The 22,072-nt window shown below is 59.9% G+C and carries 23 protein-coding genes and 4 tRNA genes; 13 read left to right on the top strand and 14 right to left on the bottom strand.

Annotation, left to right across the window (positions count from 1 at the left end):
• Nucleotides 1–433: 433 nt before the first annotated feature.
• The 8 genes from AYK65_RS08275 to AYK65_RS08240 form a co-directional block, all read right to left on the bottom strand.
• The gene (locus AYK65_RS08275; RefSeq protein WP_081158165.1) at nucleotides 434–943 is read right to left on the bottom strand and encodes a GNAT family N-acetyltransferase; all 510 of its coding nucleotides are present in this window, start codon (nucleotides 941–943) and stop codon (nucleotides 434–436) included.
• Nucleotides 944–1,479: 536 nt separating this feature from the next.
• Nucleotides 1,480–2,316 (bottom strand): MBL fold metallo-hydrolase, encoded by an 837-nt coding sequence (locus tag AYK65_RS08270; RefSeq protein ID WP_046120954.1) that lies wholly within the window; start codon nucleotides 2,314–2,316, stop codon nucleotides 1,480–1,482.
• A gap of 1 nt (nucleotide 2,317) precedes the next feature.
• Complete coding sequence (locus tag AYK65_RS08265) at nucleotides 2,318–3,097, bottom strand: TatD family hydrolase (RefSeq protein WP_046118806.1); 780 nt, start codon at nucleotides 3,095–3,097, stop codon at nucleotides 2,318–2,320.
• Nucleotides 3,098–3,111: 14 nt separating this feature from the next.
• Nucleotides 3,112–4,662, bottom strand: coding sequence for a methionine--tRNA ligase (gene metG, locus AYK65_RS08260; protein WP_081158164.1), 1,551 nt, complete (start codon nucleotides 4,660–4,662; stop codon nucleotides 3,112–3,114).
• A 117-nt stretch (nucleotides 4,663–4,779) separates the two neighbouring features.
• Nucleotides 4,780–5,811 (bottom strand): DNA polymerase III subunit delta', encoded by a 1,032-nt coding sequence (locus AYK65_RS08255; RefSeq protein WP_046120956.1) that lies wholly within the window; start codon nucleotides 5,809–5,811, stop codon nucleotides 4,780–4,782.
• Nucleotides 5,808–6,512: a dTMP kinase gene (tmk, locus tag AYK65_RS08250; protein ID WP_081158163.1), complete on the bottom strand. Its 705-nt coding sequence runs from the start codon at nucleotides 6,510–6,512 to the stop codon at nucleotides 5,808–5,810. Before tmk ends, AYK65_RS08255 begins: the two co-directional genes overlap by 4 nt.
• A gap of 92 nt (nucleotides 6,513–6,604) precedes the next feature.
• Nucleotides 6,605–7,759: a D-alanyl-D-alanine carboxypeptidase family protein gene (locus tag AYK65_RS08245; RefSeq protein WP_026614121.1), complete on the bottom strand. Its 1,155-nt coding sequence runs from the start codon at nucleotides 7,757–7,759 to the stop codon at nucleotides 6,605–6,607.
• A 57-nt stretch (nucleotides 7,760–7,816) separates the two neighbouring features.
• Nucleotides 7,817–8,857 (bottom strand): septal ring lytic transglycosylase RlpA family protein, encoded by a 1,041-nt coding sequence (locus AYK65_RS08240; RefSeq protein WP_046118754.1) that lies wholly within the window; start codon nucleotides 8,855–8,857, stop codon nucleotides 7,817–7,819.
• A gap of 282 nt (nucleotides 8,858–9,139) precedes the next feature.
• On the opposite strand from AYK65_RS08240, the gene AYK65_RS08235 reads away from it, so the two are divergent.
• The 4 genes from AYK65_RS08235 (at nucleotide 9,140) to lexA (ending at nucleotide 10,790) form a co-directional block, all read left to right on the top strand.
• Nucleotides 9,140–9,229 (top strand) — tRNA-Ser (locus AYK65_RS08235).
• 202 nt (nucleotides 9,230–9,431) lie between these two features.
• A tRNA-Ala gene (locus AYK65_RS08230) sits at nucleotides 9,432–9,507 on the top strand.
• A 167-nt stretch (nucleotides 9,508–9,674) separates the two neighbouring features.
• The gene (locus tag AYK65_RS31570; protein ID WP_139015649.1) at nucleotides 9,675–9,839 is read left to right on the top strand and encodes a hypothetical protein; all 165 of its coding nucleotides are present in this window, start codon (nucleotides 9,675–9,677) and stop codon (nucleotides 9,837–9,839) included.
• Nucleotides 9,840–10,070: 231 nt separating this feature from the next.
• Complete coding sequence (gene lexA, locus AYK65_RS08225) at nucleotides 10,071–10,790, top strand: transcriptional repressor LexA (RefSeq protein WP_026614123.1); 720 nt, start codon at nucleotides 10,071–10,073, stop codon at nucleotides 10,788–10,790.
• Between the two features lie 208 nt (nucleotides 10,791–10,998).
• Here the strand turns inward: lexA and AYK65_RS31565 are convergent, their stop codons facing one another.
• The 3 genes from AYK65_RS31565 to AYK65_RS08210 all read right to left on the bottom strand — a co-directional run bounded on the left by AYK65_RS31565 (nucleotide 10,999) and on the right by AYK65_RS08210 (nucleotide 12,804).
• Nucleotides 10,999–11,193 (bottom strand): hypothetical protein, encoded by a 195-nt coding sequence (locus tag AYK65_RS31565; RefSeq protein ID WP_026614124.1) that lies wholly within the window; start codon nucleotides 11,191–11,193, stop codon nucleotides 10,999–11,001.
• Between the two features lie 499 nt (nucleotides 11,194–11,692).
• Nucleotides 11,693–11,766 (bottom strand) — tRNA-Cys (locus AYK65_RS08215).
• 744 nt (nucleotides 11,767–12,510) lie between these two features.
• Nucleotides 12,511–12,804, bottom strand: coding sequence for a membrane protein (locus AYK65_RS08210; protein ID WP_046120958.1), 294 nt, complete (start codon nucleotides 12,802–12,804; stop codon nucleotides 12,511–12,513).
• 138 nt (nucleotides 12,805–12,942) lie between these two features.
• On the opposite strand from AYK65_RS08210, the gene AYK65_RS08205 reads away from it, so the two are divergent.
• The 3 genes from AYK65_RS08205 (at nucleotide 12,943) to AYK65_RS08195 (ending at nucleotide 13,760) form a co-directional block, all read left to right on the top strand.
• Nucleotides 12,943–13,017, top strand: a tRNA-Asn gene (locus tag AYK65_RS08205).
• Between the two features lie 63 nt (nucleotides 13,018–13,080).
• Entirely contained in the window at nucleotides 13,081–13,437 is a 357-nt protein-coding gene (locus AYK65_RS08200) for an SMR family transporter (protein ID WP_046121041.1), read from the top strand.
• The gene (locus AYK65_RS08195; RefSeq protein WP_046120959.1) at nucleotides 13,434–13,760 is read left to right on the top strand and encodes an SMR family transporter; all 327 of its coding nucleotides are present in this window, start codon (nucleotides 13,434–13,436) and stop codon (nucleotides 13,758–13,760) included. Before AYK65_RS08200 ends, AYK65_RS08195 begins: the two co-directional genes overlap by 4 nt.
• Here AYK65_RS08195 and AYK65_RS08190 read toward each other — a convergent pair.
• Complete coding sequence (locus AYK65_RS08190; RefSeq protein ID WP_081158170.1) at nucleotides 13,748–14,596, bottom strand: SDR family NAD(P)-dependent oxidoreductase; 849 nt, start codon at nucleotides 14,594–14,596, stop codon at nucleotides 13,748–13,750. The two genes, AYK65_RS08195 and AYK65_RS08190, sit on opposite strands and share 13 nt — an antisense overlap.
• A 313-nt stretch (nucleotides 14,597–14,909) precedes the next feature.
• Here AYK65_RS08190 and AYK65_RS08185 point away from each other — a divergent pair, with 313 nt between their 5' ends.
• The 5 genes from AYK65_RS08185 to AYK65_RS08165 all read left to right on the top strand — a co-directional run bounded on the left by AYK65_RS08185 (nucleotide 14,910) and on the right by AYK65_RS08165 (nucleotide 18,861).
• Complete coding sequence (locus AYK65_RS08185; RefSeq protein ID WP_081158162.1) at nucleotides 14,910–15,950, top strand: cysteine synthase A; 1,041 nt, start codon at nucleotides 14,910–14,912, stop codon at nucleotides 15,948–15,950.
• 9 nt (nucleotides 15,951–15,959) lie between these two features.
• Nucleotides 15,960–16,709: an alanyl-tRNA editing protein gene (locus tag AYK65_RS08180; RefSeq protein ID WP_081158161.1), complete on the top strand. Its 750-nt coding sequence runs from the start codon at nucleotides 15,960–15,962 to the stop codon at nucleotides 16,707–16,709.
• 102 nt (nucleotides 16,710–16,811) lie between these two features.
• Nucleotides 16,812–17,675 (top strand): 3-mercaptopyruvate sulfurtransferase, encoded by an 864-nt coding sequence (gene sseA / locus AYK65_RS08175; protein WP_081158160.1) that lies wholly within the window; start codon nucleotides 16,812–16,814, stop codon nucleotides 17,673–17,675.
• 5 nt (nucleotides 17,676–17,680) lie between these two features.
• Complete coding sequence (locus tag AYK65_RS08170; RefSeq protein WP_026614132.1) at nucleotides 17,681–18,244, top strand: GNAT family N-acetyltransferase; 564 nt, start codon at nucleotides 17,681–17,683, stop codon at nucleotides 18,242–18,244.
• Between the two features lie 149 nt (nucleotides 18,245–18,393).
• On the top strand, nucleotides 18,394–18,861 hold the full coding sequence (locus tag AYK65_RS08165) for a DUF1203 domain-containing protein (RefSeq protein ID WP_046120962.1): 468 nt from the start codon (nucleotides 18,394–18,396) through the stop codon (nucleotides 18,859–18,861).
• Nucleotides 18,862–18,904: 43 nt separating this feature from the next.
• Here the strand turns inward: AYK65_RS08165 and ald are convergent, their stop codons facing one another.
• On the bottom strand, nucleotides 18,905–20,023 hold the full coding sequence (gene ald, locus AYK65_RS08160; RefSeq protein WP_046120963.1) for an alanine dehydrogenase: 1,119 nt from the start codon (nucleotides 20,021–20,023) through the stop codon (nucleotides 18,905–18,907).
• Nucleotides 20,024–20,181: 158 nt separating this feature from the next.
• Here ald and AYK65_RS08155 point away from each other — a divergent pair, with 158 nt between their 5' ends.
• Entirely contained in the window at nucleotides 20,182–20,643 is a 462-nt protein-coding gene (locus AYK65_RS08155) for an Lrp/AsnC family transcriptional regulator (RefSeq protein ID WP_026614135.1), read from the top strand.
• 10 nt (nucleotides 20,644–20,653) lie between these two features.
• On the opposite strand, the gene AYK65_RS08150 is transcribed toward AYK65_RS08155, so the two are convergent.
• Nucleotides 20,654–21,901 (bottom strand): GGDEF domain-containing protein, encoded by a 1,248-nt coding sequence (locus AYK65_RS08150; RefSeq protein ID WP_026614136.1) that lies wholly within the window; start codon nucleotides 21,899–21,901, stop codon nucleotides 20,654–20,656.
• Nucleotides 21,902–22,072 lie beyond the last annotated feature (171 nt).

Below are 22,072 nucleotides of genomic sequence, written 5' to 3'. Positions count from 1 at the left end.
ACACGCGGATCGCATAAGATAGATTATGGAACTAGAGAGCGGTTTTCCGACTGTTGCTTTTGGCCACGAACCGCTTTTCACGAAACTGTGGATTTTCACGATAAACCAGCGGTTTGGAGCGACGTGTTGAACCCTTCGCTGGAGGCCTCTATTCGACGAAAGCATCTGGCTGGCATGGAGCGACTGTACCAGGCTGTCCAGGGACAACATGGGTCGGTTACTTCGACGCGAAAATGACATGCAAAGCGACATTGCAGAGTAAATTGTGCCCTCGGCTTACCCTATGCATCGGACAGCCTAATACTCCAACCGACTTTTGACGCCCAGAGGTCCGCACGTCGGATAATGCCCCAAAGATGGTCTGACTTACCCGCGAGATAACCGAGACGGTCGAGGGCATGACGGCCCAGTTCGGCTTTAAGTCCCAATCCCTCTAAATCGGACGGTCGAATGAAAGTAGCAGACTTTCCACCCCGCCCTCGATGACGTCTCGATACGGCAGAAACCCTGCGGACAGCGAACCACGAATAGCTATTTTGTTCTCTTTAGCGTGACAAATGAAGCATTTGCAGTCTTGGGGAAAAAGGGAAGGAACCACGTTCAGCACATATGAGCGAAGCATAGCCTTCCCCAAGCCCCTCCCTATGAAACGCTCATCACCGATAAATAGGTCGACCGCTACGCCGTCGTGCTCGCCTATCTCAAACGCGAAATCGGGATAGTCGCGAAGCAAATAGCACTGCAAGTTTCCAAAAGGCTCACCATTATAACTGGCTATATGGCAATGGGTGGGATGGCTTGGATTGAGGCGTTCGGAATACTTCCTCTGAACTTCCTCTATTGTTATCGGCGTCTTTTGGTAGTGAGCACGCATATGAGGGCTATTTAGCCATTCACACAATATCGGAAAATCTGCTTCGGTCAGTGACCTGAAGTCAATCATCTGGCTGTACCTTTAGGTCGATTGCTCGACAGGTTCTACTCGCACATAGTCCGCAGGCATTCCAAGCGGTAATCACGACGCCGCAAAGCCCGACGCGAGCTAAATGCTCGCGTGCGGATGGTTGAGCGCAGGTCGCCTTCAGGACCTAGCTGAAGGCAGACATGATTGTCAGGGTCAGGGCGTGGGCCGGAGATAGTCGGCGTAACTGCGCTGCCCTGATCAGAATCCATCTCGGCGAATCCTCGTGCGATGCAACGATGATCACCGGCCGTCGCATCAGCGTCAATTGGCTCACACTAAGACGTCCCAAAAGCAACAGAACGGTGTTTTGGGACGAGCTACAGGGACTTTCCTGTTGCAAATCGCCTAGTCTGGAAAGCAACAAACGGCCCGAACTAGGCATAGCAACGGGCCGCTGCAGCGACGATTGCCTAGAACGCCTGTGATACAGGACTTTGGAACTCGTGCGCATAAGCAAAGGAACGGATAGCGCCTTTTGAATCAACTTGTTGAGACAGAAAGTTTATGTCGCACTTTCACGCTTCTTCAGCGCTCGGCCTGTCGATTTCGAATTCGAGCCGCATCATGTCGTAGGCCGGCTCGACGTTGTCCGGCGTCTCGTCGCTTACGACGTCGTAGTCCAATGGCACGTGCATGTGCGTCAGCACCGCGCGCTTCGGCTGAAGCCGGTTGATCCAGCCGAGCGACTGCACGAGTGCCAAATGGCTCGGATGAAACTTGTACTGCAGCGCATCGATCACGAGCAGATCTAGCCCGGCAAGCTTGCCGATCGTCTCCGGCGGAAAGTCACTGACGTCGCTGCAATAGGCAAAATCGCCGATGCGAAAGCCGAGCGAATGGATGTTGCCGTGAAACTGCATCAGCGGCTCGAAGGCGATCGGACCGCCGGCCCCTTGAATGATCACGGGAGAAAGATCATCGGCGATGATGTGCGCCTCGATGATTGGCGGATAGCCGCTGCCATGCGGGGATTCGAGGCAATAGCGAAATCTATCGCAGATCAGGCCCATCGTGTGGGTGTCGGCCCAGATCGGCACGCGCTTGCGATTCTCGATGACGAAACCGCGCAAATCGTCGATCCCGTGAAGATGATCCGCATGAGCATGTGTGTAAAGTACCGCATCAATGTGACGGACGTCCGCGGCGATCATCTGCGCGCGGAAATCCGGGCCGGTATCGATCACGACGGTCGTTTTTCCACCGTCGGGCGCAACCTGTTCCACGAGCAGCGCCGCCCGCATGCGTCGATTGCGCGGGTTCGACGGATCGCAGGCGCCCCAATCACCTGTAATGCGCGGCACGCCAGGCGACGATCCGCAACCCAGGATGGTGAACACCCGCCGAAATGCCATCTCAAAGCCTCGGCATTTTCGAGAAGATACGGAAAGCGTTCTCCGTGGTGATGGCCGCAATTTCTTCCTTGGATACGCCGATGGTTTGCGCCAGCACCTCGGCCGTATGCGCCACGTAAGCCGGCTCGTTGCGCTTACCGCGGAAGGGCTTTGGCGCGAGATATGGCGCGTCCGTCTCCACGACCAGCCGGTCGCGCGGCACGGTCTTAGCGATCTCACGCAGTTCCTCGGACTTCGGGAAGGTCAGAATGCCGGAGAACGATACATAACCGCCGAGCTCGACGCCGATTCGGGCGAGATCCGGGCCGGACGAAAAACAATGGAGAAGGAAAGGGAAAGCGCCCTTCCCCGTTTCCTCAGTCAGAATTGCCGCCATGTCTTCGTCTGCAGACCGGCTGTGGATGACGAGCGGTAGTTTCGTTTGCCGCGCTGCGGCTATGTGACGCCTCAAGCCCTCCGTCTGCGCGGCTCGCGGCGCGTTGTCGTAGAAATAATCGAGGCCCGCTTCGCCGATCGCCACCACCTTCGGATGCCCCGACAGCCGAACGAGATCATCGACGGTGATGTCGAGTTCTTCGTCTGCATTATGTGGGTGAGTGCCAACCGAACAGAAGACATTCGGATAGGCCTCGGCGATCGCGAGGATCGTGTCGAAACGCTTTACCCTTGTCGAGATCGTCACCATCTGGCCCACGCCACCCTCACGCGCCCGTTCGATGATCGCCTCGCGCTCAGCTTCGAAGTCGGGAAAGTCCAGATGGCAGTGGGTATCGATCAGCATACGACGGCTCTCGCTTACGCTTCCGGCGCCACATAGCGCGGGAAGACCGGCTTCGGCGCCTCGAGCGGCGTTCCGGAGACGAGGCGGCCCGCTTCGCCAAGATGCGCGAAATCGCGCTTGTCAGCCGGGACAGCGACGAGATCGAGGAGCTTGCCTGCCGATTCCGGCATGAACGGCTGCAAGAGGACCGCGATCTGGCGGACGACCTCGGCCGTCACATAAAGCACCGTTGCCATGCGTTCCGGATCGGTCTTCTTCAGTGCCCACGGCTCCTGGCCCGCGAAGTAGCGATCGGTCTCGGAAACGACCGCGATAACCGCTGCGAGCGCACGATGAATGAGCTGCTTGCCCATTTCCTCCCGCGCCGTGTCAATGAGGGAGTCGGCTGCCGATAACATCGCCTTGTCCTCATCAGTCAACGGGCCGCAGACGGGAATCTGACCGTCGCAGTTCTTGACAATCATCGACAACGAGCGGCTGGCAAGATTGCCGATGCCGTTGGCGAGGTCGGAGTTGATGCGTGTTGCAATCCCCTCCTCGCTGTAGCTGCCGTCCTGGCCGAACGAAACCTCGCGAAGGAAGAAATAACGGATCTGATCCAAACCGAAATGTTCGACCAGGTCGAACGGGTCGACGACATTGCCCAGCGATTTCGACATCTTCTCGCCCTTGTTAAGCAGGAAGCCGTGAGCGAAGACGCGCCGAGGCAGAGGCAGACCGGCCGACATGAGGAAAGCGGGCCAATAGACCGCATGGAAGCGGATGATGTCCTTGCCGATGACATGGATATTCGCCGGCCAGAATTTTGCCCTCGGTCCGTTCGGGTCCGTCAGGTAACCCGTTGCCGTCAGGTAGTTGGTGAGTGCGTCCACCCAGACATACATGACATGAGCCGGATCGTTCGGAACCTTGATGCCCCAGTCGAAGGTGGTGCGCGAAACCGAGAGGTCCTTGAGTCCCGACTTGACGAAGGAGATGACCTCGTTGCGCCGCTCCGCCGGGCCGATGAAGTCCGGATTCTCCTCGTAATGCTTCAAGAGCTTTTCCTGGTAGGCCGACAGCCGGAAGAAATAGCTCTCCTCCTCGACCCATTCCACCGGCGTCCCTTGAGGCCCGTAGCGCACACCGTCGTCGCGCAGCTCCGTCTCGTTCTCCTGGTAATAGGCTTCGTCGCGAACGGAATACCAGCCCGCATAGGAGTCCTTGTAGAGGTCTCCTGCTTCGCTCATGCGGATCCAGATCGCCTGCGAGGCCTCGTGATGGCGCTTTTCGGTCGTGCGTATGAAATCGTCGTTGGACGCGTTGAGAAGGCGCGCCATCTTCTGGAATTCGGCCGAATTCCGGTCCGCAAGCTCCTGCGGCGAAACTCCCTCTTTCTTCGCCGTCTGCTGCATCTTCTGGCCGTGCTCGTCCGTCCCGGTCAGGAAGAAGACCTCGCGCCCGTCGAGCCGCTGGAAGCGGGCCATGGCATCCGTCGCGATGAGCTCATAGGCATGGCCGATATGCGGCCTACCGTTCGGGTAGGAAATCGCGGTCGTGATGTAGAAGGGGGACGTATCTCTCATAGCGGCTTCGATATATCTCGGATCGGGAACTAGGCAGCTATTAGCGCATCGCCTTCAGGTAGGGAACCGCTGCGCCCAGAAAAAGCCCCTTGTAGAACGGCGACCTTGACGCCCGCTCTATAGAGCGTCCTTCAAGTCATCCATCAGCGACAGGATCGTCTGCTTGCGGTCCAAATTGTAGGCATCGCTAACGGCCAGGCGCTCGGCGAAGTTGCCCGAAAGTTTGGCAAGGCGCTCCGCCCTGTCGATATCGCCCGCATGCGCAGCCTCCCGCGCCGACTGCATGACTCGGCCTGTCAGCAGGGATGAGAAGAAGTCGAAGATCGTTTCGCTGTCCTTCGCCGAAAGAATATCGGCAAGCTTGTGCATGCTCTTGCGGACGGACGGCCCCTGCCCCTTGAGGATATCCTCGAAGGCCTCGGCGATGTCCAATCCGCCATAATTGATCAGCTTAAGGGCCTCAGAGACACTGCCGCCGGCAGCGGCAAGGATCCGCTCCGCATTTGCCCCAGCGACGTCGAAGCCGAGATGCGCAAGCGCCTGGCGCATAGCTCCCGCTTCCAGTGGCTTCAACCGCAAAGGCAGGCAGCGCGACCGGATCGTCGGCAGGAGCTTTCCGGGCGCATGGGTCAGGACCAGGAATAGCGAACGGCGCGGCGGCTCCTCCAGTATCTTCAAAATCGCGTTGGCGGCGTTACGGTTGAGATCGTCCGCCGGATCGATGATGACGATACGCCAGTTCCCGCTGCCGGAGGTCTGACCAAAGAACTTGCCGGCTCGACGCACCTCGTCGACCGTGATCGCGCCCTTCGGCCGGCCCGTCTTCTCGTCCACCGGCCGTGACAGATGCAGCAGGTTGTGCGATGCGCCGGAGGCAATCTGCCGCGTGACGATCGAAGCCGGGTCCGGATCGCCAAGACTGTCGGGCGCCTCCGCAGGCTCCGGATGGCGCAAGATATGATTCGCAAACCTGAAGGCGAGCGTCGCCTTGCCGATGCCCTCCGGACCTTCGATGAGGATCGCGTGATGGCCCTTGCCGGACCGGTAGCTCTGAGCGAGAAAGGCTTCCGCTTCCTTATGACCGAAGAGCTTGCTGTTTTCCGCTGGAGCGATCGCCCCCTCCAGCACATCTGGACGTTCCATCGTCATGGCGCTGCTTCCGCGTTCGACGGTTGCGCCCTGCCCTCGCGGGGCAACAACGCCTCGACGAGGCTCAGCACTTCGGCGGCGATGACATCCGGGGGCCGCGTTGCGTCGACCACGCGGCAACGTTCCGAATCGGCCTCGGCGATATCCAGAAAGGCTTCGCGCCGTTTCTCGTGCGTCTCCAATTGCTCCTTCTCGAAGCGGTCGGGGCTGTCGTTGGCGGCGCGGCGCCGCGCGCGCTCGAGGCCGACGGCGGCGGGCAGATCGAAGATGATCGTGCGATCGGGAATCACGCCGTTGACGGCGACGCGCTCCAGCGTTTCGACGAAAGCGGGCTCCAGGTTGCCGGTGATCCCCTGATAGACGCGTGAGGAATCCATGAAACGATCGCAAAGGACGATCGTGCCCTCCTTAAGCGCCGGGCGAATCACCTCCTCCACATGATCGCTGCGCGCGGCGGCGAAAAGTATCGCCTCCATGCGAACGCCAAAGGGCTCGGCCGCTCCGGAGAGAAGCACGTGGCGTACCGCCTCCGCCCCCACCGAGCCACCGGGTTCACGTGTGGTAAGCACGTGGTAGCCGCGCGCGCTGAGCGCCTCGGCGAGGAGGCGCATCTGGGTCGATTTTCCGGCCCCTTCCCCTCCCTCGAATGTTACGAACAAACCCTTTGTCGGCGACACATTTCGTTCCAGATCGGCGTGAATATCGGCTCTGTTTAGAGCCTTTCCCGGTTAATGGAAACAATTCTGTTGGCTCAAGTTTGTTCGTTGGAGGCAACTGCCCCAGCGCGTATTTCTCAGAGCCAGAAGAAGAGAAGCTCCTGCAGCGCGTCGAGCGCGCGGCTGGTGAGCGTCCCCTTCTCCACCGCCTTAATGGTCCTCACGGGTACCTCTCGCAGCAGCTTCTCGCCGTTCCAGAGCTTGACGACTCCCACCTGTTGCCCGGCGGCCACGGGCGCAGTGAGCGGCCACTTGTAGACGATCCGGGCCGTCAACCGCTCGGGGTTGTTCACAGGCAGCAGCACGTCGACGGGCCCGTCGGCGGCGAGCGCGACGCGGGCGGCCGCTCCGCCATAGACGCTTGCCTCTCCAATCGTTTCGCCATCGGCAAAGATGCGGCGCTTCTCGAAGGCGGTCATTGCCCAATCGAGTACCCTGCGGCTCTCCTCGGTCCTTTCCTTATCGCTCTCGAGCCCGCTCATCGCCAAAAACACCCGGCGGCCGCCACGCTGCATCGATGCTGCGACCGAGAAGCCGAAGCCCTCGGCAAATCCCGTCGCCAATCCATCGACGCCTACATTGGCGGCGATCAGCGGATTCTTGTTGCGCTGAAGGATCTTGTTCCACTCGAATTCCGGTTGCGAATAGAGCCGATAGTAGTCACGGTGCGCTTCGAAAAGATGCCGCTCCAGTGCGACCACTTCGCGCATGGTGATCCTGTTTCCCGGGTCCGGCAGACCAGTTGCGTTCCTGAAGCTTGCAACCTGCATGCCGAGCTCGCGCGCCCGCGCTGTCATGTGCTCCGCAAACGCTGCCTCGCTGCCGGCCATCCCTTCAGCCAGGATGATGCATGCGTCATTCGCCAGTTGCACGACTGCGCCCTGGATGAGATCGGCAACGCGGATCCTCGATTTGATTGCGGCGAACATGGTGGCAGTGCCGGAAGGGGCGCCGCCCGTCCGCCATGCATGTTCGGAGACTTCGAAACTCGTATCCGGCGTCAGCTCGCCCTTGTCGAGCGCTTCGAAGACCACCTCCATCGCCATGAGCTTGGCCAGCGAAGCAGGCGGTACCGGTTCGTTCTCACCACGCGAGAAAAGCACGGTCCCGGTTTCGGCATCGACGAGATAGATCTGCTTCGCCTTTGTGTCGAATGCCGGCGCTTGCGCGACCGCCTCCCCCGAAACGATGGCCGCGAGCAAACCCACGACCGCAAGCCACTTTATGCCCATGAGAAACTCCGGTTTCCTCATGGGCATAGCAGCGCCGTCACCCCTCTTCAACCGGCGTTATCGCGCGGAAGCGGCCTCGTGCCGACGCTTCGCATAGGCGAGAATGGAGTCGGGCGTCAGGGGATTGCTTTCGACCATGATTGCCTCGAATGGCGAGGCCCTGTCGCTGACGCGGACTTCAACATAAGCGGCCGCATAGGCCATGTTTCCGTCCGGCATCGGGATCAATTGCGGACGAGCGGTTGGGATCGGCCCGATCTCCGGCAGGATCGCGAACTCGCCCAGCGCCCGAGGTGTCGAAAGGCCCGGCGCCGGCTCGGCAAGCGCAGTGACCGGCACACCCGTATCAAGCATCGATTTCTGCGGGACCGGAACGGAGCCGAGATCGGGAACCTGGTTGCGCAGCGGCTCGTTCGAGGCAACCATGACCCCCGTGGCGATCTGCCCCTCCGGCATGACTCTCGGACTGCGGTCGCCCTTCTTCACGTAGGAAGCCATGAGATAGGGCATATCATTGCCCTCGAGCGGCGCTCGGCCCACATATTGCACGCGCACCTTGGCGCTGCCTTTCCCCTTTATGTCCAGGAGATCGGCAGTCTTCGAGGAGACGTCGATGATCCGCCCGTATTCGTAGGGACCACGATCGTTGACGCGCACGATCACCGACGTACCGTTCTCAAGATTGGTCACGCGCGCATAGCTCGGCAGCGGAAAGGTCGGGTGTGCGGCCGACAGGTGATACTTGTCGTAGACCTCCCCGTTTGCCGTAAGACGGCCGTGGAAGGCGGAGCCGTACCAGGAGGCCATCCCGGTCCTGTTGTAGCCGAAATCCTCTTTCGGCTGATACCATTTGCCCTTGACCTGATACGGCTTGCCCACCTGATAGCGTCCGCCGCCTTTCGGGATGTTGCGCCCGGAGGCTACTCGCGGGCTCGCTTTGACGCCGTAAACCGACTCGGCGAAATATTCCTTGCTCCGAGTCTTGCTCTTCTTGACGCTCGGCGTCGATCCACAAGCCGTCAGCACCGCGCAAAGCAACGGAATCGCAGCGAGACGTATTCCCCTCACGAGATATGCCGCACTCTTATTCGATATCATTTGTCCCACAAGATCATTCGCAAAGCCTCACGAACAATCCGCTCAAAGCCCCCGCGGACAGTTCGCGTCCCGAAACGGAACAGTCGAACAATCATGACAACAACAGGGCAAAATTGCGAACCAGAGGGCGAAGACGCGTCGGAATTCGCCCGTTATGGTTTACCATTGGTAAAGAGAGGTTCGCGCGAGCGGAGTTTGTCGCCGCTACGGAATTGGGAAATTCGCAAATCGTGCAGCTTAAATCTTGCAACGCTTCGCGCTTCGCGCAATAACGCGCTGCCCGGATGGGTGGCCGAGCGGTTTAAGGCACCGGTCTTGAAAACCGGCGTAGGTGAAAGCCTACCGTGGGTTCGAATCCCACCCCATCCGCCAGCAGTTCTTTTTCAGCCTAGCCGGAGGCGTAGGCATCGGCTTGCCTGCGAAGCTTAGCCCTATTGCCCGCGTGTAACGCTGACCCGCGATTTCATTGGAGTCCGCTATTCAAGGCTTCGCCCAGACCCGCAAAAAGTGACGCCGGGACCCGCGCGAAGGTACTGGCGCGTTCGCTCGAAACCGCTTATACACTGGTGCCGCTGGGGTCGTAGCTCAGTTGGGAGAGCGCCGCAATCGCACTGCGGAGGTCGAGGGTTCGACTCCCTTCGACTCCACCAGGATTTCGCTGCCCAGCCTGGAGAGATGCGTGACGGATCGCAGACGCCATAAGGTGCGGTCGGCTTCCTGTCGTTAGGGTTGTGCTTGCCAAAAAACCTGTTTTGAGAGAAAGTCTTAGTCTGACCCCGTTCGAGGGTCTTGGCAACTCCCGCGAGTGGAGAACACCATGCCTCTTAAATTCCTGATTGCAGCCGCGGCAATCGCGCTTTCCACACTTTCGGGATGTGCAAGCACCGGCTCGACCAACACGACTTACACCCAGTGGTATGGCCCCTATCCGGAGCCTGATTTCGACGTCTTGAGCCCGGGCGGCCTGCGTCTCGCTTACTAGCGCCACGCGGGGACCCTCGTGCGCGAACCACGCCAAGAAAAAGCAAGGGGACGGGCAGCCCGCCCTCGGAGTTTCAGACATTCTTTTACCGATACATTGCCGCGCGCTTTCGGGCCGGTTTCGGCGCTTTAACTGTCGGCGAAATTCACGGAATTTTAGGCACTTGCGGAACACATATGGAACAGATAGTTTCTGTTCTTGATTTGTTTCGCGATTCTGGAGTGACGCGCCATGCTGACCCGCAAGCAACAGGAATTGCTTCTGTTCATTCACGAGCGAATGAAGGAGTCCGGGGTCCCGCCGTCCTTCGATGAAATGAAGGACGCGCTGGATCTCGCGTCGAAGTCAGGCATCCACCGTTTGATTACCGCACTCGAGGAGCGCGGGTTCATTCGCCGGCTACCCAATCGCGCCCGCGCCCTGGAGGTCATCAAGCTGCCGGAAGCCTATACTGGCGCCGCGCAGGTTCGGCGTGGTTTTTCGCCGAGCGTGATCGAGGGAAGCCGGGGCAAGCCACCCGCGGCGCCGACCATCACGCCGAAGCCGGCGCCGGCGGCGGAGACCGCATCGGTCACCGTTCCCGTCATGGGCCGAATTGCTGCGGGCGTCCCGATTTCGGCAATCCAGAACAATACGCACGACATTTCGGTACCGATCGAAATGATCGGCAACGGCGAACATTATGCGCTCGAGATCAAGGGCGACTCGATGATCGAGGCCGGCATCCTCGACGGCGATACGGTCATCATCAGAAACGCAAGCACGGCCAATCCGGGAGATATCGTCGTCGCCCTGATCGACGACGAGGAAGCGACACTGAAGCGGTTCCGTCGAAAGGGTGCATCGATCGCGCTCGAAGCGGCGAACCCGGCCTACGAAACGCGTATCTTCGGGCCCGACCGGGTCAAGATCCAGGGCAAGCTCATCGGCCTCATCCGGCGTTATCACTAGCGCGCATTGGGGGCTCAGCGCTCGCTGGACACTCGCCATTTCTCAAAGTCGACTGCCGTGCCACAGCGCCGTGCGTCCCTTCAGACGCACAAAGAATGTTGCAGCGCTTTGAATTTCTGCATGTTTTTGCCCCTAATCGGGCGCGATTAAAGGAAACATGCAGTAATCTCCTGCGGTCAGCAACCACCGCCTAGGGATCTTCTTGGTTTCATTCCAGACCACCGATGCCAGCTGCATGCCAGGTGGCGGGATCCAGATTTTGGCTGAAGCCTCTCGACGCCGGATGAATGATGAAACCGAGCTCAGCAACTGCCCCGTCGAGTTTGCCTGAAATAGCTACGAACAGGCCGTGAACATGTGGAATGGATAACTCCGCAGCACCCGCCAGTGCGTCGGCCAGCATGGTATAATGCCAGCTCGTTACGACACCTCAAACTTTGTTACCGGGTCCAACCATCGTTGCAGGAACCGCTGCATCGATGGGTCGTTTTCGTTTGTATAGAGTGGAGTTCGTCATCATGACTGGAAGAAATTACCGAGGACCGGAACATCACGCCTCAGCGGGGCTGCCAGTAAGCATTCTGTTGCTCTCAGTCCTCGCAATATCGGCCTATCTACTGGTCGGGGCCTCTTTGACCGAGGGAGAGAGTGTCACCTCCAAGGTCTATCTGCCGGCCGCGCAAACACAAGTGCGCTGATCTTTGCAGGTCGTCAGGCCGGTCAATAGCGATCATGCAATGCTTGCGGTGGCTAGGATCGACTGGAATGGAATAGGCAACCAGCTATTGGCCTTGAGCAAAGGTCCAACCGACGAAAACGGGAACAAAATGCCACAGCCGCCCGAAAGTGGGGTGGATTTAGGCGAAGTTTTTGCCCAGCGAATCAACAGTTAGATGTGTCTTTGGAGGCCTCGCCCGGAATTGAACCGGGGTACAAGGATTTGCAGTCCTCTGCGTCACCACTCCGCCACGAGGCCTCTCTGACTTGAATTCCCAAGTCGTGGCGCGGATTTAGAATGATTGCCCGGAAACCGCAAGAGGGTTCATTCTGAATAGGGTCTTTTTTATTCCGAATAACCGCTTGCTTTCCCTTCGCTGTATGGTCGGCGGCATGCAGGCAACCGTGTTAGCCACTCGCTCGAGACTCGTCGTTCTGCCGCATGTCTCCTAAATTCGACCTTTGCGCGGCTGATAAGACGCGCGGCGCTGTAGGGCGAAAGGTCGTCCAGCTCACGGGTAAGCCGAGTTGGCGGGAACGAGTGCGGGCCTATTCTGCGGCGCCTCCATCGCTGGTCGATCGACAGCTAGGATGCTCATCACGAGAGCGATGAGCACGAATATAAGCGCCAGAAATGCGAGGCCTGCTTTATCCATCCCGCATCTTGGTGCGCCGAATGTGCACAAAACAGGGCAGCAAGCCGGGAAGAGTTTCGCTGCGGTCCCTCATGGTAAATTATGCCTTAACGGAAGCCGCTAAGCTGTTACTGCATGGTTCCTTAAATCGAAATCGATTTAAGATTAAAACCATGGAGCAACTCGAAGTGCCACAGGGACCTTTGCGCGTCCGATCGGACGCGCGGCGCTGTAGTGAGTGCCGCTCGCTGTAGATACGAAATCGCGCGACGCAAGACCGAATTTGCAGAGGACGTCGTTCAAGAAGCTGGCCGACTGCTCAATTGGGCACTATTCGACCCGCCCCACCTCTCGCCTTGCCCATCTCGTCAGGATCCGCCGGACGAATTCTGCGTGCCTCGCCGGCGCGCCCACCAAACGGCGAGTTTACGCCGCCAGCGGCGCACGATCGGAATATCGTGCGACAGCACGAGCAGACCCATGGGGATCATCCAGAAGCCCAGCACCGGCAGGAAGCCGAGCACGCCGCCGACGATGAGGAGCGAGCCGACCAGCATGCGCAAGGCGGGCGAGTCGGGCAATTTGATCCGCCACTTGCCGAGCACGATCTCATGCGTCTGCGGATCGATGCCGAAATGCCTTTTTTTCTCTGCTTTTGCCATCAGTCCTCTTTCGTGTCCCTCCTGAGTTGGTGCCTCCTCCACAGGCTGACAACTGCCGCCGGCGATTTTTTTTGAAAAACCGCTTGGCAAATCGAAAAAGCATTTGTATTAGCAGCCTCACTTCTGCGGCGCAGATGATCCCTGGTAGCTCAGCGGTAGAGCACTCGACTGTTAATCGATAGGTCGCCGGTTCGAATCCGGCCCGGGGAGCCAGTTTCCAAAGAGCCATTCGCGGCGAAGGCCCGAATGGCTCTTTTCGTTTGCCAAGGTTTCCTCATGCCTCTTGCCTGGCTTTTCCTGATGCTCGCCGTCGTAACCGAGGTCGTCGGCCTTACGGTCATGAAGGCGGCCTCCGCATCCGGCTCCTACTTCGGGCACGCGGTCATTTATGCCTCGATCGCCCTCTCCTACATCTTTCTGGCAAGAGCGGTGAAGACGATCCCGGTCGGCGTCGCCTATGCGATCTGGGAAGGGTCCGGCGTCGCCCTCATCACGCTCGTCTCGGTATTCGTTTTCGGCCATGTGCTCAGCGGACGCGAAATGCTCGGTCTGACGATGGCTGTCGCGGGCATCCTGCTCGTCAATGCGGGCGATAGCGACAAAGAGGAAGCGGCTGAAGGAGCAGCCTCTTGAGCGCGCCGGGCCTCTCCTTCGCCCTCGCCGTGATGGCCGGCATTCTCGACGTCGCGGCGAACCTTGCCTCGACGAAGTCGAATGGCTTTGCCCGCCGCGGCTGGGGCGCGCTTTCGATTCTTCTGGTGCTTGCCGCCTTCGCGCTGCTCGCGGAAGCGGTCAAGGGCATGGACCTTGCCATTGCCTATGCCGTTCTCGGAGCGACGGGCATTTTCGGGACGGCCGTCTGCGGCCGCTTCTTTTTCGGGCATCGGCTGAAACCGATCGGTTGGGTCGGTCTGTCTCTGATCTTCGGCGCAGTACTCGTGCTTCATACCGCCTGACGCGACTGCCCATCGGAACCGGACTGCTTGTTCTTCGGTGCGGCGGCGACCACGTCCCGCCAAGGCACCAGCCAGTTGAGCAGGGCGAAATAGGCGCTGTAGGGCAGGAGCTGCAGCAGTTTGACGACATAGGTAAAGCGCTTCGGAAAAGTGATCTCGAAGCGCGAAGACTTCAACCCAAGGCTTATTTGCTCCGCCGCTTCTTCGACGCTTACCAAAGCAGGCCGTGAAATGCCGCTCTTTGCCGCTCGTTCGGTGTCGACAAAGCCGGGACAGATCAGCTGCAGGCGGATTCCGATGCGATCGAGGTCGAACTTGAGGCTTTCCGCCATGTTGATCAGAGCCGCCTTGCTTGCGCCATAGGCCGCGTTCATCGGCACGCCGCCATAGCCGGCCGCCGAAGACATGATGGCGATCTGCCCCTGTCCCTTAGCCTTCATGTGCTCGACGACGGGTATGAGGCAATTGACGACGCCGTGAAGGTTGACGGCAAGAGTCTTGTCGAAGTCCTCACGGTGCAGGTCGTCACCGCGGACCGGGATGACAACCCCGGCATTGAGAATGGCGAGCGCCACCTGCCCGTGCTCGTATTCGATCGCCGCTACCAGCCGATCCATGTCACGGGGATCGGTAACATCGCCGTCGAGGACGACAATCTTGCCGGGGCCAGTTACCTCATGCTGCAGCGCGACCAGCTTGTCATGGCTGCGCGCCGTAACGACCACCGAATATCCTTCTTCCACAAGCCGGAGCGCAACGGCTCGTCCGATGCCGGAGCTTGCCCCGGTGATCCATACCAGTCCATGTTCGGGGCGGGCGGTAAATACGGTCGTCATTTCATCCTCGCGCGTCGACGGGGTCTTCTCCATCAGGGCCGGCGCAGTATCGGCCGGTCCAACCTCTCCGACGGCAAGCACCTGGCCCGCACTCTCCACTTCCGCCCGTCGATTTGACAGCGGAGACGATTTTTGCCCGGGACAGGAAAGCTGCGAAACGCTATTTCTTGCCTGTTTCATAGAGTGAGCCGAAAAGACGCCAATATTTCGGCGATCCTGCTCTTAATCCAAATGTTTATCGGCTTGCCGTTCGTCGAGGTTAATGCTTGGCTGAAGCCCGGCGTTTTTTCCGTCCAGCGTGAGGTTTACTAACATGCGTGTTCTTCCGTCCGTGCTCGAAGCCATCGGCAATACACCGCTGATCCGGCTCAAGGCCGTTTCCGAAGCCACCGGCTGCACCATCCTCGGCAAAGCGGAGTTTCTCAATCCCGGGCAGTCGGTGAAGGACCGGGCCGCACTTTGGATCATCCGCGAGGCGGAGAAAGCCGGACAGTTGCGGCCGGGCGGCGTGATCGTCGAAGGAACGGCCGGCAACACCGGAATCGGCCTTGCCGTCGTCGGCAGCGCGCTCGGATACCGCACGGTCATCGTGATCCCCGAGACGCAGAGCCAGGAGAAGAAGGATGCCCTGCGCCTGCTCGGTGCGGAGCTGGTCGAAGTGCCGGCCGTCCCCTACAAGAACCCGAACAACTACGTGAAGATTTCCGGCCGACTGGCGGCCGAGCTCGCCAAGACCGAGCCGAACGGTGCCATCTGGGCAAATCAATTCGACAACGTCGCCAACCGTGACGCGCACGTGGAATCGACAGCGCCGGAAATCTGGCGCGATACCGACGGCCAGGTTCACGGCTTCATCTGCGCCGTCGGCTCTGGCGGTACGCTTGCCGGCGTGGCGCAGGGATTGCGTGCGAGGAACCCGGCGATCAAGATCGGTATTGCCGATCCGGAAGGGGCAGCACTTTACAACTACTATGCCCATGGCGAACTCAAGGCGAGCGGCAGCTCGATCACGGAGGGCATCGGACAGGGCCGAATCACCGCCAATCTCGAAGGCTTCACGCCCGATTTCGCCTATCAGATTCCCGATTCCGAAGCCGTGCCCTACGTCTTCGATCTCATTGAAAAAGAAGGCATCTGCGTCGGCGGCTCGACCGGCATCAACATTGCCGGCGCCGTCCGACTCGCCCGGGACCTCGGGCCCGGACATACGATCGTGACGATCCTCTGCGACTATGGTAACCGCTATCAGTCGAAACTCTTCAACCCGGATTTCCTGAGCTCGAAAGGACTGCCGCTTCCCTCCTGGCTGAAGACGACTTCGACCATCACCGTGCCTTACGAACCAGTCGGATAGAACCTTGCCATGACCAGGACCGTGACCGCCCTCTTCCGCGACGATTTCTATCTTTCGACCTGCGAAGCAAGGGTGACGGCAATCCTCGACGACGGGGGGATCGAGTTCGACCAGACCTGTTTCTACGCCGCATCGGGCGGGCAGCCGGGTGATACGGGGTTCCTCGAGCGGGAAGACGGCAGCCGCATCTTGATTGCCGATACCCGGCATGGCGCGACCAAGGACATCATCGTTCATATTCCCGCCGATGGACAGCCGACGCCGTCCGTCGGCGAGAAGCTCGTCCTGCACATCGACTGGCCGCGCCGATACCGGCTGATGCGCATGCACACGGCCTGTCACCTGCTGTCGGTCGTTTGCCCGTTTCCGATTACGGGCGCGTCCGTCGGCGAAGAGGAGAGCCGCGTCGATTTCGATATGGGCGAAACGATCGACAAGGATCAGGTCACGGCGGCACTGATGAAGCTCGTCGAGGAGAACCATCCGGTCTACGTACAGTGGATCACCGACGAGGAACTCGCCGACAATCCTGGCATCGTCAAGTCGAAGAATGTCCGCCCGCCGATGGGTCTTGGCCGCGTGAGCCTCGTGTGCATCGGGGAGAATTCGTCCGTGGATAGCCAGCCCTGTGGCGGAACGCATGTTTCCGAGACGCAGGAAGTGGGCGCGATCCATATCGCCAAGATCGAGAAGAAGGGCAAGGAGAACCGGCGTTTTCGGATACGGTTCGGTGCGCCGGAGAATCGGACCTCCGTCTAGATCATTAGCCAGTTGCTCTCAAGTTAGGGAATTCTGAAGCGATTCAATGTGGTACAACGGCGTTGGCGAATGGACGCGCGACGCTGCAATGGGGTGACGACAATGAATGACACAGGTGAAAACAAAAGCAGCTTTGTCGTTTCCGCGGACTGGCTCGAACAGCGTCTCGGCGATCCGTCGATCAAGATCGTTGATGCAGCTTGGTACCTGCCGGCACAGAACCGCGATCCAAAGGCCGAATACAAGGCCGCGCACATTCCTGGGGCGGTCTTCTTCGACCAGGACGCAATCGCCGACCAGACGAGCGGCCTTCCGCACACCCTACCCTCCCCCGAGGCGTTCGCTCAAGCAGTTGGCGCAATGGGCATTGGCGAGGACGACACGATCGTCGTCTATGACGGCCCAGGCATCTTTACCGCGCCACGGGTCTGGTGGATGTTCCGGATCATGGGCGCTAGGAACGTCTTCGTTCTCGACGGCGGCATGGATGGATGGAAGGCAGAAGGTCGGCCGACGACCACCGAGGTACCCACGCCGGCCCCCCGGGCTTTCAACGCGAGCTTCCATCCGGAGGCAATCACGTCATTCGAGCGCATGAGGGACATCGTCGAGAATCGGCTTGCCCAGATTGCCGATGCGCGCAGCGCCAGACGCTTCGCCGGCGAGGAGGCGGAGCCGCGCGCGGGGATGCGGTCGGGCCATATGCCTGGCGCCAAGAGCCTGCCGTCCGGTGCGTTCTCCGAAAACGGCAAGCTCAAGAGCCTCGATGCGTTGCGCCGCACGTTTGCGGATGCGGGCATCGACTTGTCGAAACCGGTCGTAACCACCTGCGGGTCCGGTGTGACCGCCGCCATCATCACTCTTGCGCTTCAATCCTTGGGACATAGCGACAATACGCTCTATGATGGCTCCTGGTCCGAATGGGGCGGGCGGTCTGACACGCCGGTCGCAACCGGTAGAGAGTGAGAATCATGCAAGGATCGAAGCCTGAGGCGTTAACGGCGCAAGTGACGGAACTCGAAATGACGTCACCGCCGAAGCAGAGCCTGCCTATGCCGATCAACATACATACGGCGATCTTGCGCGTGTCGGATATTCCGCTCGCCTATTATCGCTTCCTCTATCTGCGCGTCGGCAAGCGCTGGCACTGGGCGGAACGCCTGCGCATGAACGACGAGGAATTGGCGGCCATTCTCCACGACAAGCGCACGACGATCACGGTGCTCTACGTCAACGGCGCGCCCGCGGGGTTCTTCGAACTGCAGCAATTGGACGACGACGCTATCGAAATCACCCATTTCGGACTCATGGAACATGCCCTTGGCCTCGGGCTCGGCAAGTGGTTCCTGCTGCAGGCGTTGTTCGAGGCGTGGGCGGTAAATCCCAGCAAGGTCAAGGTCACGACGAACAGCCTCGATCACCCCCGCGCCCTGCAGCTTTATCAGCAGTTCGGCTTTTCACCCGTCGCGACGCGCGAGGCGACCGTAAACCCGCTGAGCGACGACGAGTTGCTCGCGTTTGCGAAGAAGCTCTGATGCGCCCCGGATAATGCTGGCTCCGGGTGTAAGCGGGAGCTGCAGGCGTCGTTCTCTACGCCGGACCCGGCAGCAAGTTTCGGGTGTCGCCGCGAGACCATAGGGCGCATCCTCTCCACCAAGATCCAGCAAGTATCAGGAGAGGTGCGATGAATCTGCGCTACATTGCGATGTCCGACGGTGAGGCGGAGCGGCTGCAGCAAGGCGGCCGCGATGCCTATGGGAACTTGCCAAACCGGGACATCTCGGACGGCGACGGCGTCCCGTGCAGGCACTGCCTCCGCAATGTCGAAAGAGGCGAGCCCTATCTGATCCTCGCCTATCGGCCGTTTTCGTCAGTGCAGGCTTACGCCGAGACGGGGCCGATCTTCCTGCATGCCGAAAAATGCCCAGGTCACGACGGGCGCTCCCTGCCGCCCATTCTCGGATCCAGCAAGGAATACCTGCTGCGTGGATACGGCGCGGACGAACGCATCGTCTATGGAACCGGCGGGATCGTACCTGCGGAGAATCTCGCGCAACGTGCCGGGGAATTGCTGACGCAGCAGGAGGTGGCCTTCGTGCATGTCCGCTCGGCGAAGTATAACTGCTACCAGTGCCGCATCGAGGCTGATTGAGGAGGGACCTGGCGCGAAAGCGCCAGGTCGGTCGCCAGAAAAATCAGGCGACGTTGAGTACTGCCTCCGGCGCGTGAGCATCGTAGCCGAGCGCTTCAGCGACGGCTGCGTTGGTCACGCGTCCCCTGTGAACGTTGAGACCGGCGCGCAGATGCCGGTCTTCGGCGATCGCCTTGAGGCCGCGGTCGGCGAGCTGCAGGCCGTAGTAAAGGGTGGCGTTGTTGAGCGCGTGGGTGGACGTGATCGGTACCGCACCCGGCATGTTCGCCACGCAATAGTGCACGATGCCATCCACTTCATAGGTCGGCTCGGAGTGCGTCGTCGCGTGTGAAGTCTCGAAGCAGCCGCCCTGGTCGATCGCAACATCGACGATAACGGCACCCTTTTTCATGCCGGACAGCATCTCGCGCGTAACGAGCTTCGGCGCAGCAGCGCCCGGAATGAGAACGGCCCCGATTACCAGATCGGCCGAAAAGACCTCCTCCTCCAAAGCGTCGATCGTCGAGTAGCGCGTATGTATGCGGCCGTTGAAGATGTCGTCGAGCTGGCGCAGGCGCGGGATCGAGCGGTCGAGGATCGAGACGTCGGCGCCGAGACCGGCGGCCATCTTGGCCGCGTGCAGGCCGACGACGCCGCCGCCGATGATCGCGACCTTGGCGGGAAGCACGCCCGGCACGCCGCCGAGCAGGATGCCGCGGCCGCCATTCGCCTTCTGAAGCGAGGTGGCACCGGCCTGGATAGCCAAGCGGCCAGCCACTTCCGACATCGGCGCCAGCAGCGGCAGACCGCCGCGCTCATCCGTCACCGTCTCATAGGCAACGGCCGTAGCACCCGAATTGAGCAGCCCCCTGGTCTGATCCGGATCCGGCGCGAGATGAAGATAGGTGTAGAGGATCTGGCCTTCGCGCAGTTGCGCCCATTCGGTAGGTTGCGGCTCCTTGACCTTGACGATCATGTCCGACTTTTCGAACACTTCCTTCGCCGTCGGAACGATCCTGGCGCCCGCGGCGCGATAGGCATCGTCGTCCGCCCCGATCCCCGCCCCGGCCTTCGTTTCCACGATCACTTCGTGTCCATGGGCGACGTATTCCCGGACCGATCCGGGCGTCAGGCCGACACGGTATTCATGGTTTTTGATTTCCTTCGGGCAACCGACACGCATCTTCGCGTTCCTCTCCTATCTGTGGGCTTTCCGCCGCATTGATCAAGGAGTCCAGCAAAACAGATGGCCATGCGAATGTCCTTGCAAAGAGGTGCCTCTCCGTGCATTGCTTTCGTAGATTATTGCGCGGACGGGTGGAATTTTGAAGGAAAGCACGGATGAGCGACCTCGATGCTATTGATCGTTCGATTCTGCGCATTCTCCAGCAGGACGGCAGGATCTCCAATGCGGATCTTGCGACAAAGGTGGGCCTCTCGCCGTCGGCCTGTTCCCGGCGCGTCGACATTCTCGAAAAATCCGGGACGATCGCCGGCTATCATGCCCGCATTGCGCACAAGGCGCTCGATTACAAGATCATGGTCATCGTGCACATTTCGCTTTCCGGCCAGTTCGCCAAGACGCTCGCCGAATTCGAGGCGGCCGTGAAGCTCTGTCCCAATGTGCTCGTCTGTTATCTGATGTCCGGCGAATACGATTACATCCTGCGCGTAGCGGCGAAGGATCTGGAGGACTACGAGCGCATCCACCGCGACTGGCTGTCGGCGCTGCCGCATGTGGTGAAGATCAATTCGAGCTTCTCGCTTCGCGAGGTCATCGATCGCCCCAATGTCGGGATCTGAACCAGAAAGATCAGCGTCCCACCACCCGATTGCGGCCGGCGCTTTTCGCGGCATAGAGGCGAACGTCCGCCGTGGACAGCAACTCGCGAATCCCCGCGCCGTCGGCGAGCGTCGATGAAAGCCCGATGCTGGCGGTCACCGGATGGCCGTTCGAGGTCGAAACCAGAGCTGAGGCGGCAAGTCGTATGTCTTCGGCGCGCGCGAGCGCATCGCCATAAGAGAGCCCCGGACAGAGCACGACGAATTCCTCGCCGCCATAGCGGAACAGGCGGTCCGTGGGCCGAAGCTTCGTCCTTACCGTTTCGACCAGTTTGCGCAGTACGCGATCGCCTTCCGGATGACCGAACTGGTCATTGATGCCCTTGAGATGGTCAACATCGATGATCATCAGGCTGACGGGAGCATTTTGCGCAACCGCGTCGCGCATCATCTGCTGGCCTTCCCCCTCGAATCGGCCACGATCAAGCGCGCCAGTCAAAGTATCCTGACCGGAACGGGACAGCAGATCCTCGTAGCGTTCGCGGAAAGTCAGATCGTTGAAGATATCCCCCAAGGAGCGGTCGGAAATCGCAAGGAACGGATGACGCGAGGCGTTGAGGTAAAAGCCGATGGCAGCGGCAAAGAAAGGCGCCGCCATCATCTTCGCCATCCATCCGCCCCAGAATACGTCCATGGGCGCACCGTTCACGAAGCGAAGTGCCGCATAGAAGCCCAGTTGGTCGAACGTCAGCACGGCCACGCCGCAGACCAGGAACCTGATCGTCACGAATCGGCGCAGCCACCGCCCCAGCCTCTCGTAGAGCAGGATGATGATGAGTGAATCGAAGTAGAGAAGCGTCGTGCCCCAAACCATCAGCCATCCCATTTCGTCGATGAAAGCGATGTCGGCGAAACGGTTCGGAATGATGGCGACCGTATCATGCCGCCTCAAAAGCAGGCTCAACGCAACGGTCAGAAAGTTGCCGGCGAGCAAGCCGTAGATCGGCTGGCGAACCGTCGCGGCATCCTCCTTCACGTAAAGGAGAAGGATCATCATCAGCTTGCCGGAAAAGAGTACGGCCGAGCCCGGAGAAATCACGCCGAACGGCAACTGGACGTAGAAAACTGCTGCGAGATAGGTCTCAAGGAAGTGCATGACGCCGAGGGCTGCAATGAAGACGCCGAGCCCCACCCGCGCCCGCAAGTGCAGAAGCCCTATCATCACCGCGACATAAACGAGCGCCTCGCCGAAGAAGAGCAGGAGATTAGGATTTGACATGCGCGTGCGAGGCTTTCCACTTTCATCTAGCCCTCCCTTAAAGTTAGAAATTGAAGAAAGCTTTACCTAAGCCCCGACGCGCGAAAAGAGCAGGCAAGAATCCACCGCTTTGCCACGCGGAGGCATTCGGCCATAGTGCCCCCCGGTCAAGTTGCATCGGCCACCCACGAG

It is taken from the genome of Ensifer aridi (assembly GCF_002078505.1).
Taxonomy (GTDB): domain Bacteria; phylum Pseudomonadota; class Alphaproteobacteria; order Rhizobiales; family Rhizobiaceae; genus Sinorhizobium; species Sinorhizobium aridi.
The sequence above is the reverse complement of the archived record's forward strand: the minus strand, read 5'-3'. Positions and strand labels throughout refer to the sequence as shown.

Coding starts and splice junctions, on each gene's coding strand:
- AYK65_RS08275 (WP_081158165.1), bottom strand. CDS start 943: ATGATTGACTTCAGGTCACTGACCGAAGCAGATTTTCCGATATTGTGT.
- AYK65_RS08270 (WP_046120954.1), bottom strand. CDS start 2,316: ATGGCATTTCGGCGGGTGTTCACCATCCTGGGTTGCGGATCGTCGCCT.
- AYK65_RS08265 (WP_046118806.1), bottom strand. CDS start 3,097: ATGCTGATCGATACCCACTGCCATCTGGACTTTCCCGACTTCGAAGCT.
- metG (WP_081158164.1), bottom strand. CDS start 4,662: ATGAGAGATACGTCCCCCTTCTACATCACGACCGCGATTTCCTACCCG.
- AYK65_RS08255 (WP_046120956.1), bottom strand. CDS start 5,811: ATGACGATGGAACGTCCAGATGTGCTGGAGGGGGCGATCGCTCCAGCG.
- AYK65_RS08245 (WP_026614121.1), bottom strand. CDS start 7,759: ATGGGCATAAAGTGGCTTGCGGTCGTGGGTTTGCTCGCGGCCATCGTT.
- AYK65_RS08240 (WP_046118754.1), bottom strand. CDS start 8,857: ATGATATCGAATAAGAGTGCGGCATATCTCGTGAGGGGAATACGTCTC.
- AYK65_RS31570 (WP_139015649.1), top strand. CDS start 9,675: ATGCCTCTTAAATTCCTGATTGCAGCCGCGGCAATCGCGCTTTCCACA.
- lexA (WP_026614123.1), top strand. CDS start 10,071: ATGCTGACCCGCAAGCAACAGGAATTGCTTCTGTTCATTCACGAGCGA.
- AYK65_RS31565 (WP_026614124.1), bottom strand. CDS start 11,193: ATGCTGGCCGACGCACTGGCGGGTGCTGCGGAGTTATCCATTCCACAT.
- AYK65_RS08210 (WP_046120958.1), bottom strand. CDS start 12,804: ATGGCAAAAGCAGAGAAAAAAAGGCATTTCGGCATCGATCCGCAGACG.
- AYK65_RS08200 (WP_046121041.1), top strand. CDS start 13,081: ATGCCTCTTGCCTGGCTTTTCCTGATGCTCGCCGTCGTAACCGAGGTC.
- AYK65_RS08190 (WP_081158170.1), bottom strand. CDS start 14,596: ATGACGACCGTATTTACCGCCCGCCCCGAACATGGACTGGTATGGATC.
- AYK65_RS08185 (WP_081158162.1), top strand. CDS start 14,910: ATGCGTGTTCTTCCGTCCGTGCTCGAAGCCATCGGCAATACACCGCTG.
- AYK65_RS08180 (WP_081158161.1), top strand. CDS start 15,960: ATGACCAGGACCGTGACCGCCCTCTTCCGCGACGATTTCTATCTTTCG.
- sseA (WP_081158160.1), top strand. CDS start 16,812: ATGAATGACACAGGTGAAAACAAAAGCAGCTTTGTCGTTTCCGCGGAC.
- AYK65_RS08170 (WP_026614132.1), top strand. CDS start 17,681: ATGCAAGGATCGAAGCCTGAGGCGTTAACGGCGCAAGTGACGGAACTC.
- AYK65_RS08165 (WP_046120962.1), top strand. CDS start 18,394: ATGAATCTGCGCTACATTGCGATGTCCGACGGTGAGGCGGAGCGGCTG.
- ald (WP_046120963.1), bottom strand. CDS start 20,023: ATGCGTGTCGGTTGCCCGAAGGAAATCAAAAACCATGAATACCGTGTC.
- AYK65_RS08155 (WP_026614135.1), top strand. CDS start 20,182: ATGAGCGACCTCGATGCTATTGATCGTTCGATTCTGCGCATTCTCCAG.
- AYK65_RS08150 (WP_026614136.1), bottom strand. CDS start 21,901: ATGTCAAATCCTAATCTCCTGCTCTTCTTCGGCGAGGCGCTCGTTTAT.